11 protein-coding genes are annotated in these 12,571 nt (G+C 57.9%); 3 read left to right on the forward strand and 8 right to left on the reverse strand.

Going from position 1 to position 12,571, the window contains the following annotated elements; genetic code table 11:
- Positions 1-103: 103 nt before the first annotated feature.
- From HS103_12865 to HS103_12880, 4 genes are all read right to left on the reverse strand, one after another.
- The gene (locus HS103_12865) at positions 104-490 is read right to left on the reverse strand and encodes a hypothetical protein (GenBank protein ID MBE7513691.1); all 387 of its coding nucleotides are present in this window, start codon (positions 488-490) and stop codon (positions 104-106) included.
- A 249-nt stretch (positions 491-739) separates the two neighbouring features.
- Complete coding sequence (locus HS103_12870) at positions 740-1,756, reverse strand: multicopper oxidase domain-containing protein (GenBank protein ID MBE7513692.1); 1,017 nt, start codon at positions 1,754-1,756, stop codon at positions 740-742.
- Positions 1,757-1,885: 129 nt separating this feature from the next.
- Entirely contained in the window at positions 1,886-3,046 is a 1,161-nt protein-coding gene (locus HS103_12875; GenBank protein MBE7513693.1) for a carboxylate-amine ligase, read from the reverse strand.
- Between the two features lie 45 nt (positions 3,047-3,091).
- Entirely contained in the window at positions 3,092-3,784 is a 693-nt protein-coding gene (locus HS103_12880) for a hypothetical protein (protein MBE7513694.1), read from the reverse strand.
- 191 nt (positions 3,785-3,975) lie between these two features.
- Here HS103_12880 and HS103_12885 point away from each other — a divergent pair, with 191 nt between their 5' ends.
- Positions 3,976-6,555 carry an HAD-IC family P-type ATPase gene (locus tag HS103_12885; protein MBE7513695.1) on the forward strand — a complete coding sequence of 860 codons (2,580 nt, stop codon included), beginning with the start codon at positions 3,976-3,978 and terminating at the stop codon, positions 6,553-6,555.
- A gap of 192 nt (positions 6,556-6,747) precedes the next feature.
- Here HS103_12885 and murA read toward each other — a convergent pair whose 3' ends face one another.
- On the reverse strand, positions 6,748-8,040 hold the full coding sequence (gene murA, locus HS103_12890) for a UDP-N-acetylglucosamine 1-carboxyvinyltransferase (protein MBE7513696.1): 1,293 nt from the start codon (positions 8,038-8,040) through the stop codon (positions 6,748-6,750).
- A 59-nt stretch (positions 8,041-8,099) separates the two neighbouring features.
- Between murA and HS103_12895 the strand changes: the two genes are divergently transcribed.
- On the forward strand, positions 8,100-8,303 hold the full coding sequence (locus HS103_12895) for a hypothetical protein (protein MBE7513697.1): 204 nt from the start codon (positions 8,100-8,102) through the stop codon (positions 8,301-8,303).
- Between the two features lie 7 nt (positions 8,304-8,310).
- On the opposite strand, the gene fsa is transcribed toward HS103_12895, so the two are convergent.
- From fsa to HS103_12910, 3 genes are read right to left on the reverse strand one after another with little or no spacing between them, the layout of a single operon-like run.
- Complete coding sequence (gene fsa / locus HS103_12900; GenBank protein MBE7513698.1) at positions 8,311-8,979, reverse strand: fructose-6-phosphate aldolase; 669 nt, start codon at positions 8,977-8,979, stop codon at positions 8,311-8,313.
- A gap of 16 nt (positions 8,980-8,995) precedes the next feature.
- Positions 8,996-10,243, reverse strand: coding sequence for a nickel-dependent lactate racemase (gene larA, locus HS103_12905; GenBank protein MBE7513699.1), 1,248 nt, complete (start codon positions 10,241-10,243; stop codon positions 8,996-8,998).
- Positions 10,244-10,279: 36 nt separating this feature from the next.
- Positions 10,280-11,080 (reverse strand): alpha/beta fold hydrolase, encoded by an 801-nt coding sequence (locus HS103_12910; GenBank protein MBE7513700.1) that lies wholly within the window; start codon positions 11,078-11,080, stop codon positions 10,280-10,282.
- A 74-nt stretch (positions 11,081-11,154) separates the two neighbouring features.
- Here HS103_12910 and HS103_12915 point away from each other — a divergent pair, with 74 nt between their 5' ends.
- Entirely contained in the window at positions 11,155-12,336 is a 1,182-nt protein-coding gene (locus HS103_12915) for an extracellular solute-binding protein (GenBank protein ID MBE7513701.1), read from the forward strand.
- Positions 12,337-12,571 lie beyond the last annotated feature (235 nt).

Genomic DNA, 12,571 nt, shown 5'->3' on the forward strand with positions numbered 1-12,571 from the left:
TACACTCTAAGCACCCTAATAGTACCGCGAAATGAAAAAGCCGACCATATGGTCGGCTTTTTCATTTCCTTGCTATGAGACACCAAACGGTATCGCCGCAGGATTAGTCTTGGGTGTCTTTCTTGTAGCGCTCGGTGATGGTCACTTCATTGACCTTCACATAGTACTTGTTGGCAATGAATGCCACGATCACCGTCTTAGGATCGCTGTCACTCAGGCTGGCATCGCAGATAAGGAACTTTTGCTTGTCCTTGCTGCTGGTGTTGTTGATGGAGAGCGCATCGCCCGCATCAAGAGCAGAAGTGCGATAGAGCGTGGCAAAAGCGGTGAAGAACCGTGCCTGATAGGACGACGAACCGGAACAGGCTTGCTCGGCAGAGGTGGCATATTGGGCATCAACGGGCGATGCGCCAAACATAGGCAGCACCAACGCTGCCATCATTGCTACAGCAACCAACGCCAGCGCAAACATCGAGGTACGCTTGGACATGAGGCAAATCCTTTCTGACAAATCACTACCTGCCCATTGTAGCGGAAATTTTTCATTTTGTGCAAGTCGTGGGGATTCTCTTTACAAGATTTTAATAAAGATACTTTTGTTGATCTGCATCTATTTATAGCGCACAAATTACATCAGCGATCTAAACAAGGGGGAGAGGTTTTTCTCGCCCGCTCCGCCCTTTTCATAGGGGCGACCACACGAGGGGGGTCGCCCATCCTTTCACATCTCCGCCTGATCCTAATGGGATGCGCCCCCAACGGCTGGCGGGTTGCCCACTTTGATCACGCCCAATGCTCCTAGCCCGGTGTAGGCGAAACTGTGGGTCACAAAGGGGTACAATCCTTCGTCGGGGATGCGCATTTCCACCGTGTAGCCACCGCCCGGGGGAATGGTCACAGTCTGCATCCCCACCTGTTTGTTTGCCGGATTGCCATCGGCGTAAGCCGCCTCAAACAGCGTCCCGATCACATGGAAGGCGCTCCAGTGGGAGGGACCACAGTTGCAGACATGGATGCGAATCAACTCGCCCGGATCGGCAGCCAGCGGGGCATCCACATACTGGTTGGCATAACCGTTGAACACGACGTAATCCGGCGTGGCGGCGCTCATCTTGCCGAAATCGCCGCGCTGGACGCCCTGTTCGTCGGCTTCACCGAGGTAATATTCGTGCTGCACAAGGACATATTCGCGGGCGGGTTCTGCCCACCCATTTTTTGGCTGGACGATGATCGCCCCGTGCATCCCATTCCCTAAATGCATCAAGACGGGCGGCGTCCCGCAGTGGTACATATAGACGCCCGGATAGGGCGGCGTCCAGGTAAAGGATGCTTGCTCGCCCGCTGGCACGGATTGATAGTATTTGTCCCAGGGGAGCAGCGCGGCATGAAAATCGATGCTGTGCGCCATGGCGCCGGAGTCGTTGATCAAGGTGAAGGCGACTTCCTCACCCTCTTTGACATGCAAGTGCGGTCCGGGGCTGCTGCTTTCATACGTCCACAGTTCGGTCAGCACACCGGGGGCGATCTCTTTAATGACATGGGGGGTATGGAGGGTGATGCTGCTATTCACTGCCGGTAGATCGGCGCTCATCGTGTTCAGCGGGTGGTCCCCCTGGGCGCGGACGAGTGTCTTGGGGGTGGTAAGTGACGTCAGAGGGGAGCGAATCAGTTGGGACGCGCCGGTCACCGCCGCTGCACCCACCAACGCCGCGCCTTTCAAAAAACGGCGGCGGCTTGGATTCGTGAGGTTCGTCATGGCTTAAATCCTTTTGTGTCTCTACACGTTTTGTGTCTCTAGACATTTAGGATACCAGAAACCCTCCGCCATGTCTTTGATATGGATCAAAGAGCGATCCCCCTACATCTCCAAATTCTCTATGAGAGGTCACTCGGCAGGGTCGGGGATAGTCTCCGTCACCAAACGATCCACGACGAGTTTGAGCGCTTCTTCATTTGTGCAGCCATCGTCCAACGCCTGATAGTACGTGGCAAGCTGGCGATCTGCGCTGGTGCCGTTTTGCAAAATTGTCCGCACATACGCCACCTCGCTGCGCGTGCCGAGGTCATCGACGACATCATCGACAAGTTCGAGGATTTCCTCCCACAACTGCGGCACAGGAACAGCTTCTTCCTTGCCAAAATCGACCAACTCCCCCTCTATGCCATAGCGCGACGCCCGCCACTTGTTCTCTTTGATAAACTCGGTGCGGTAAAGCCGCCACGATTGGTTTCCCCCCCGTAGTTTGAGCAGCTTCGCCGTGATCGCTTGGACGACGGCGGCGATGCAGATCGATTCCTCCACCGTTGTGCAAACATCGGCGGCGCGAATTTCCAGCGTCCCAAAACGTGGCGAGGGGCGGACATCCCACCAAATGCGGGAGGGGTCTTTCAAGCCCCCCTTCGAGAGTGAGCCGACCTTCGCAAAGACATCGACCATGTGATCGTATTCATGATAACTGGTAAAAATGGGCGGAATACCGGTGCGGGGGAGATTTTCAAAGATCACGCAGCGGTAGCTTTTCAGCCCGGTGTTGCGCCCATGCCAAAAGGGAGAACTGGTGGAAAGGGCGAGGATGTGGGGCAAGAAATAGCGCAGTTGATTCATAATATCGATGGTTAGCTCGCGGGAGGCATCGTCTGTGCCAAAGCCCAGATGGATGTGCATCCCAAAGATGAGCAAACGCCGCCCCACATATTGAAGGTCGTTCATCAGGTCTTGGTAGCGCTCGGCTTGGGTGATGTTCTGCCCGTGTACTTCGGAAAAGGGGTGCGTGGCGGCGGCGGCGATGCGCTTCCCATACTGGCTGGCAATCTCGTTCACCGTCCGCCGCAGCCGGATAAGTTCCCCCTGTGCCTCGGCAACATCACGGCAGACCCGTGTCCCAATCTCAATTTGAGATTGCATGAACTCTGCCTTCAGTTGGTCACCAATGAGTTCCCGCCCCTTCTCCAACATCTCCGTGACAGACGAGGAGAGTGCCCGCGTTTGGGCGTCTACGATCATGTATTCTTCTTCAATGCCAATTGTTAAGGGGGGCTGTACCATCTGTGCGCCTCCTCGAAGGTCGTTTCTAGCCTGCTACTACAAGGCTTAGGGTGTCTCTTGCCAGCTTGGGTCGTGTTGGGCGAGGGTGTCCAGCAGGGTGGCGAAATCCTCGCGGTGGAGTTCATAGCCCATCATCCAGCGTTCATCCTCAGCGCGGAGCAGGCGGCGTTGTTTGGTCGCCTCGCGGAGCGGGACATCGCCTTTTTCGAGGACAGAACGGAGGATGAGTTGGACAAAATTGGCGTAACGGGGGGCATCTGCTTCTTTAGAGGGGGCAAAGGTGAACAGCGTCAGTTGGGTGTCATCTTGGGCAATCTGACAGCCCAACATGATCCAGTTGCGGGGGACACGCGCCGATCCACGTTTCACCGTGAAACGCCATGCCAGAAGATTCACACGGCGGTGGAGCGCAATACGCAAATCGCCCCCTGCGCCCTTGCGCTTATCGCTAAAGCGCAGTTCATCCACATCTAGAGTGACCGCCCGTCCGCTGCGCCACACCCGTTTCAACAGGCGATCCGCCACCGTTGCCACGCCCACCGCCGCAAACGCGGCAAGGATCATGGCAAAACAGTTCAGCGACCCGCCTTCAACAGAGGTGGTGAATGCCGAAGAAAAGGCAATGAACAGTAAGATGAACGCCCCTACCAGCACCAGCGGAATAACAATCCGAATCCCGATGTGTTCGGCATCAATATGAAAGAGGTGAGGCAGGGCTTGGCTTGGTGCGTGATCCATACGTTGATAAGCGTTTCGTTCTCAAGCGACGTTACCGAAAAGTGTAGCGAATCCACCCACTTTAGGCGAACAAAGGTAGATGGTACGCCATTACTCTCATCCCCACCCGCGCTCAGCCTTCCCATGCATTTCCCATCTCAGGCTATCATTGAGGGGGATCACCATCAGCAAAGCGAGTGAGCGAATTCTCCATGACAGCACCGATTACCGTACAAGGGCTAACCGAGAGCGAAGTTCTCGCCCGACGCGAGCGTGGGCAAGGCAACAACGTTGAGTTAAAGACGGGGCGTTCCTATGCCCAAATTTTCCGCCAGAATACTTTCACCTTCATCAACAATATTCTCTTTTTTATCGGTGCTGTGCTGGTTTCGTTGGGGCGCTTCACCGATGCCGTCGTCAGCGTCGGCTTGATTGTTGTCAATATTTCCATCGGGGTCTATCAAGAATCGCGGGCGAAACGGCAACTTGACCAGATTGCCCTGCTTACCCGCCCCCAAATCACCGTGATCCGCGATGGGGCAGAAAAGACGGTAGACCCCTCCGAACTCGTTGTTGGCGATCTGATCGTCCTACGGGCGGGCGATCAGATCGTTGTCGATGGCACCCTTGTTGGCGAGGGCAAGATTGATGTTGATGAGTCCCTTCTGACGGGCGAATCTGACCTTGTGGGGAAACGCGCAGGCGATGCCGTGATGTCGGGGAGTTTCGTCGTGAATGGCAGCGCCCAGTTCGAGGCGCAGAAGGTCGGCGCAGAAAGTTACGCCTACAAAATTGCCACCAGCGCCCGCACCTTTAAAATCCAAAAGACGCCGCTCCAAAAGGATGTCGATTTTTTCGTCCGCTTGCTCATGGCGATGGCGGCGTTTATCGGCTTTTTGCTATTCGTCTCCGCCATACTCTACCAAGTCCCCCTAGTGCGCAGCGTCCAGATGGCGGCGGTCACGGCGGGCATTATCCCCAACGGGCTGTTTTTGATGATCATCGTCGCCTATGCGCTTGGCATTTTGCGCATCGTCGGGCGGGGGGCGCTTGTGCAGCAAACAAATTCGGTAGAATCGCTGAGCAACGTGAATATCCTGTGTATGGATAAAACAGGGACGCTCACCGCGAACAAAATTCATTACGCCTCGGTTGAACCGCTTAACGGCGATAAAGAGTCACTGCTGGCGATCCTCGGTGCTTTTGCCCACAGCGCCACCGCTAACAACAAAACGGGTGAGGCAGTCGCCGCCGCGCTCAGCGGGGCAGCCTTGTCGCTGCGGGAGGAAGTCCCCTTTTCCTCTGCGCTCAAGTGGAGCGCGATGATCTTTCAGGGGGAGTCAGCCGATCATCCGCATCTGAAGGGCGCATATTTCCTCGGCGCGTGGGAAATGCTCCGTCCGGCGATGATCCACCTCGGTGAGGAGGCACTCAAGGCAACTGAGGCAAAAATCGCCGCTTATTCGGGGGAGGGTTTGCGGGTGGTCACTTTTGCCCATGCGCCAGAGGCGATAACTCTCCTCGATCAGAAGGGGTTGCCTGCCCTGCCCCCACGCCTAACACCTCTTGGAATCGTCACCTTTACCGATGAACTTCGCCCACACCTTCAGGAAACGCTCAAGGGCTTTGCCGCTGCGGGCGTGCGCCTGAAGATCATCAGCGGGGATAACCCCGAAACGGTGGCGGCGCTGGCAAAACAGGCGGGGCTTCCCGGTGATCTGAAGGCGATCAGCGGGACGGACTTGGCGGCGATGGATGATGTTGCCTTTGACACTGCCGCCGAGGAAAACACCGTCTTTGGGCGGATCACGCCGCAGCAGAAAGAGCGCCTTGTGGGGTCGCTTTTGAGCCGCAAGCACTATGTCGCCATGATCGGGGACGGCGTGAACGATGTCCTTTCGCTGAAAAAGGCAAATTTGGGAATCGCTATGCAAAGCGGGAGCGCCGCCACGCGGGGCGTTGCCGATATTGTCTTGCTGAACGATTCCTTTCAGGCGCTTCCGCCCGCACTTTTGGAGGGTCAGCGCATCGTCAGCGGGATGTACGATGTGCTGCGCTTGTTCCTCTCGCGGGCGGGGTTTGTCAGCTTGCTGATCCTCGCTTGTGCTGTGGTGGGGGCGGGTTTTCCCTACATTCCGACCCATGTCTCGTTGTTGACACTGCTCACTGTTGGCATCCCGACCTTTTTCCTTGCGGCGTGGGCGCGTCCCGAAGTGCCGAAAATCCGCCTGACGAAAGCGGTGGCGCTGTTCGTCATCCCCTCGGCAGTCACCGTTTCACTCTTTGGCTTGATCGTCTACCTTGTCTTTTACCTCGGCGTCTATCAGGGGCAGTTGAATTTTGACCTCCGCCCGACGGATACGGCAACCTTCCAACGCTATGTGAGCGCCGCTCCGCAGCTTTCCGCGAATGAAGAAGTCCCCCTTGAAAAAGCGGGGTTCGTCGCCCGCACCGCCCTAACCACCTTCACCATCCTCACCGGACTGCTGCTGCTGATCTTCGTTGAGCCGCCGATTCCCTTTTTCGTGGGGGGGGATACGCTCAGCCCAGATAAGCGCCCAACGATCCTCGCCGCGATTATGGCGCTGAGCTACGGGGTGATCGCCACCCTTGAACCGACGCGCCGTTTCTTTGAGTTGATCGTCTTGCCGCCCGCGCACTACCTTTTAATTGGGGGAATCGTCCTGATTTGGGTGATCATCCAGCGGTGGGTGTGGCGCTGGCATATCTTTGAGCGGTTCTTCGGCTTGCCCATTGAGAACATGGGGGAAGAGGGGGGGCGACGAATGTGAGCGAACGCCCCCAGGGGGCGTCACTACGGGTGGGGGTGCGGGGGTAAAGTCCACGCGCTAGGCATGATCACCCTGTTGGGGCTTAAAGAAGGGTGCGCGATGCACCGTGTTGCCTTTCAAGCCTCGTAGGGGTGGCTGGGTTCAGCCCGCTGCTTTAGCGGCGGGCGACGGCGCGGGGTCGGGGCGTCCCTACTACCCCCGCTCATCCTGAACGCGCTCAATAACTGCCCCTAAGCGGGTCAGTTTTGCCTCAATATGCTCGTAGCCGCGATCAATATGCTCCACATTACCAATCGTCGTCACCCCCCGCGCACAGAGTGCCGCTAAGAGCAAAGTGATCCCCGCCCGAATATCGGGACTGCTGATCGTCAGCCCGCCGCGAAGGGCGGTAGGTCCTTGCACAAGCGCCCGATGTGGATCGCACAGGACGATCCGCGCCCCCATGCTGACGAGACGATCCGTGAAATAGAGCCGCCCATCGTACATCCATTCGTGGAATAACACCGCGCCGGCAGATTGGGTGGCAATCAGCAGCATGACGCTGAGCAAATCGGAGGGGAAGGCGGGCCACGGCTGTGCTTTGATCGTGGGGATGCGGTTGCCCAAATCAGGGAGAATCGCCAGTGGCTGCCCCCGCCGGATGAGGACATCCTCCCCTTCAACAAGGAGATTGACGCCTAAACGCCGCAGGACGAGATCAATCATCGTTAGGTGCTGCGGGTCGGCGCGTTTGATGCGCACCTCACCGCCCGTCACCGCCGCCGCGCCGATGTAGCTGCCCACCTCAAGGTAATCTGCCCCAACGCGAAATTCGCAGCCACCCAGTTTTTCCACACCCTGAATGGTGATCCGGTTTGAGCCGATCCCGTCGATCTGCCCGCCCATCTTGACGATCATCCGGCAGAGGTCTTGAACGTGTGGTTCGCAGGCGGCGTTGTGGATCACGCTTGTCCCCCGTGCCAGCGCCGCCGCCATGATCGCGTTTTCGGTGGCGGTGACGCTTGCCTCGTCAAGGACAATTTCCGCCCCGCGCAGACCATCGGCGTTCATGCTAAAGCCGCTGCCTGCGTCAATGGACGCGCCAAGTTTTTGGAGGGCAATGACATGTGTATCCAAGCGCCGCCGCCCGATCATATCCCCACCGGGCGGGGCAAGTTCCACCGCCCCCAAACGCCCCAAAAGTGCGCCGGCAAGGACGATAGACGCCCGCATTTTCGCCGCAAGCGCCGGATTCACTTTGTGGGTGTGTAGGTTGTGGGCGTGGATCAGCAGTCGGCGTTCGCCCGTCCAATCGGCGGCTGCCCCTAACCCGCGCAGAATATCGAGCATGACGCGCACATCACCAATGGCGGGGACGTTGGTCAACGTCATCGGCTCATCGGTCAGCAGACATGCTGCCATCAGCTTGAGGACGGCGTTTTTGTTCCCGCCCACCTCAACCTCGCCGTTCAGGGGGTGTCCCCCCTCTATGATGAATTGTGCCATGTTCTGCTGCTTGTACGCTCCGTCTTGTCTACACCATTTTTCAAGGAGATTGCCCCTTAGTGGTTGGCAGCCCCGCTTATCACGATATACTTACCGATGGGCTAGGCGGTGGTGATCTAAAGGGTAAACGAACGACGCCCGCCCTTCTTGTAAGAAGGCTGGTTGCAGCCCAACCAGTGAGGGTACTGCATGTGAAAAAGAACCCTGCCGCTTCCCCCCACCCCAACAAGGTTGATCAGCTTCCGCCCCGCGCCGCCGTGTAAGGACGTGCTAGGCGTTCTCCCCTTGCGCCAACAGGGGGGCAACTTTTGCCCAGTCATCGAGGAACATCTTCAGCCCAATCTCGGTGAGCGGGTGATCCATCATCTGTCGCAAGATGCTGAGCGGCATGGTCACAATCTGCGAGCCGACCAATAAGCACTCTTGAACTTGCCGAACGGTGCGGATGCTGGCAGAGACAACCTCGGTGTTCCACCCGTAATTCTTGAAAATCTGGACACAATCGCGCACCAACTGCATCCCATCTTGGCTGATCACGTCCAAGCGGTTGATGAAGGGCGAGACGTAATGCGCCCCCGCCGCCGCCGCCATATATGCCTGATTGGAGGTAAAAATCAGCGTCGCGTTGATCGTGGCAAACGTTTTGACGACCTTCATCGCCTTCAGCCCCTCAATAATTGTGGGGATTTTGACGACGACGTGCGGCGACCAGCGGGCGATCTGTTCCGCCTCGCGTACCATCCCTTCCCAATCCGTGCTGACCACTTCGGCGCTCACCGGTCCCTCTACAAGATCGATGATCCGCAGAATATGATCCCGAAAATTGGTGACACCTGCGTTGGCAATGTGGGTGGGGTTTGTTGTCACCCCGCGCACCACCCCCCACGATACGCCTTCTCGAATCTCGTCTAAGTTTGCCGTATCCAGCCACACCTTCATGATCATTGTCCTTTGCTTATTTTTGTACGGTTGGAATCGTTGCATTGGCATAGGGAATCACTGCGATCCGCTTGCCACAATCGGGGTACACCCGCCGCAGCGCCTCGCGAAGGGTGAGTGTACTCTCCATTAAGTAAAAATCTGGATCGGGCAGATCGGTGATCCAAATGACCCGCCGGTTCAGGCTGTCACGGGCAATCTGGTACGCCTTGTGTGGTCCGACACGGTAGCCTTGCGCGGTGAAGGTGGCGATCACCCGTTCATGGGTGCGGTCTTGGGGGGCAAGCGCGGCAAGGAATGCCTCGTACTTTTTGCTCCCCGACCCCTCTGTACAGGCGGCGGCGAGGATCACCGCCCCCCCCTCGCGGCTGACCTTCACAGCATGACCAAGCGCCTTCTGCGCCTGATAGATGTTCAGGTCTTTGGGATGCCCGCCCGGGCTGGCAATGACAATATCAAAGGGCGCGGAGACGGGAAGTTCGTAGACCTGCCGGACGAGGGGAATCGCCATGCGCATGACGCGATCCGGCGTCCCGCAAAAGACCTGCACGATCTCTTTCTGCCCATTCATGACAACATTCAGGGCAAGGTGAATTCCCACCACCCGACCCATGTCCTCAATATCTTGGCGGACGGGATTCTCGTCATAAAGACCTAAGCCCGCTTGGGGGTGAGTCATCATCTGATGGTTTTTCGTGATTGTGTCCCATCCGGCAAGCCCGATCACGGCGGATTTCACCCCCCCGCTGAAGCCGGCGAACTGATGCGGTTCAACATTTCCCACCACAATCTTTAGGTTCGCCTCAAAATAGGCGCGGTTGATGGAGACGACACTTCCGAAGCGCGTCAGACCAAGCCGGATGATCTTCTCCTCGTCATCGACATTGTGGCTGATGATGCGGTAGCGGCTGTGAATGGCGGCGGGAAGGATCATCCCGTATTCGTCGGGAGTCATGGGGGGGTGGCTGCCGTTGGCAATGCAAAAGATCACCCGTTCGCGGGGAATGCCGATAGCGTGCAGCTTCTCCAAGAGCGGCGGGAGCAGCACATCATGCGGGACGGGACGGGTTTTGTCGTTGATAGCGATTGCCGCCGAACGTGCGCCAGTGTGCCGCGCCCAATCCACCGATTCCAGCGCGGCGCGGACGGCTTCCGCCGCATCTGGTGCGGGGGGCGTGGCGTGGGGCTGAAGAATCGTCACATCGGCGTCTGGTGGGAGCGCCAGATCAAGATGTGTTTTGCCATAGGGGATGGTCATCGTCATGGTTGTTGTGCTTTCCCTTGCTCGTCCTCTGGTGGTTTAGGGTTGGGAGGCTTTCCCTACAAACTGCGCCACTGCCGAATAAACCTGCTCATATTCAATATCGCTGGTGATGATATGCTTGCTTTCGTGGAGGGTCAGCGTTTCTACGCCCGCGCTTGCCGTCAGCTTGCTTTGGAGGAGCGCCATGTTCCGAAAAGGAACGGCATCATCCTTTTCAGAGTAAATCAGCAAGGTGGGGCTGCGAATACTGCCGAGCAGCGGCGAGACCGCCTGCCCCAAGCGCAGCAGTTGGACAATGCCCGCCGCACTGTGCTGGTAGTAGGCAACCCGTCCGGTGGTTGGTTCGCCCCGTTCACGCTGCATCGCCAAAATGCGGTGGTGCATCGGATCAGCCTCGCGGTCAAACGTGAGGAGTGTTAGCCCAAAGGGGCGGGCAAGGAAGGGCAGCCATGTGGGGCTATCCAAGACGAGTGGCGCGGCAATCACCACCAAACGGGCAAGCGCTTGTTCAGCGGCAAGGTGCAGCGCCAACAAGCCGCCCATCGAAAAGCCAACGACAACGACCTGATCGCACAGGCGACGGAGCATGTGATAGCCATCCAAGACACCATAGTACCAATCCTGCCAGCGCATCCGTTTTATATCGCGGGGATGGGTGGCGTGTCCGGGGTGGCGTGGGGCAAACACCGTATGCCCCCCTTTGGCAAGGTGTTCCGCCAACCAGTAGATTTCTTGGGGCGAGGCAGTGATCCCATGCACCACCAAACAGCCTATTCCGCCCGCCGCCTTGCCGGGGAAAAACACTGATTCGCCGCCGCGTTGTAGTTCAAGTGGCATAAGATCGTGTTCCTTGCTTGATTCAAGTGTATCATGGAGGGAGTGATCTCGGCATGAACTGTGAAATTTTTCCTATGATACCCTTCTCTCGCCGCTTACTTTTGATTCTCACCGCGATCAGCCTGACGATGGTTGCCGTTGGCGTCACAGCACGCCCCGCCTTTGCCCAACGCCTTGTGCGGGTATGGTACACCCTGTCTGATGAGGCGCTCATAGGGGCATGGATCGGCGCTTACGAGACCGCCCGCGAAGGGCGGGTGAAAATTGAGGCACGCCCGGTACAACTTCATCAGATGGAGGCGCTGCTCCTAAGCGAGACGACCCTCCCTGATGCGCTCATTGCCCCCTCTGATCTCGCCGGGCGCCTGATTCATGCCCGTTTGCTCACCCAATTGGATATTAAAATCGTCCCCGACTTCCGCGCCCAGATCATCCCTAGCGCATGGGAAACGGTCTCTTATGATGCCCGCACGGTGGGGATTCCGCTGCTGATGGAGGGGACGCTTCTTTTCTACAACCGCGCCCTCGTCACCGGCGACCTGCCCACCACCGATGACGCCTTGTTCGCCGCCGCCAAAACCTATGAGGCGGGAGGGAAAATAGGTCTGGCACTGACGCTTGGCGTCTACCCCACAGCGGGAATCTACAACGCCTTTGGGGGGATCATTATCAACGACTCAGGGGTGAACCAACTGAGCGTGGGGACGGCATTCCGCGATTACCTCAGCTACCTACGGGCGCTGCGCGGGGCGGCGGGGATTGCCCTGAACGGCGGGCGCGAGGGATTCAAGGCGGGCAACACCGCCTTTGCACTCGATTCGTCGTGGACGCTTGGGAACTATGCTGCCGCGTTAGGCGATAGGCTAGGGGTGCTGGCGCTGCCAACGGTGAAGGGGGCGATATGGCGTCCTTTTGTGCGTACCCAAGCGCTTTACGTGCGCTTGGGTGCGGTGCAGGGTGATGCTGCGCTCGATTTCGCCCGCTTCATTACGGAGCAAGACGCCCAATCGCTGGCGGCGAAAGCGGGTGCTATCCCAGTGAATCCGGTTGTGGGGAAAGACGATCCGCTGCTTGCGGCAATCCACGCGCAGTTTGAACAGGGGATTTCGCTGCCCAACCGCTATGAGATGAGCGCCTATTGGGCGCCGCTTGCCGATGCCGTCTCCGATGCCTATTTCGGGGATGATCCCCTGCCAGCGATCTTGGCTCGAACCATCCGCGCCGTTGATGATCGGCTGCTGCACCTGCCCCGCTAAGAGGGAGGGTGAGGGGCAGACGGTGGAGGAAGGCTAAGCTGTGTTGACGTTTCTGGTTCAGAACTCCCTATCCTTGTGTACGGGGTGGCTACTTTCAGCGCAGCGCGGGGTTAAAACGCCCGCGCTAGGAATGATCACCCCGTTGGGGCTTGAATCCACAATGCCGTGCCTTCCAAGCCCCGAAGGGGTGGTCAGCCTTAGCCCACTGCTTTAGCGGCGTACACTGTTAACATCC

The organism is Anaerolineales bacterium, from assembly GCA_015075625.1.
Lineage (GTDB): Bacteria > Chloroflexota > Anaerolineae > Aggregatilineales > UBA2796 > UBA2796.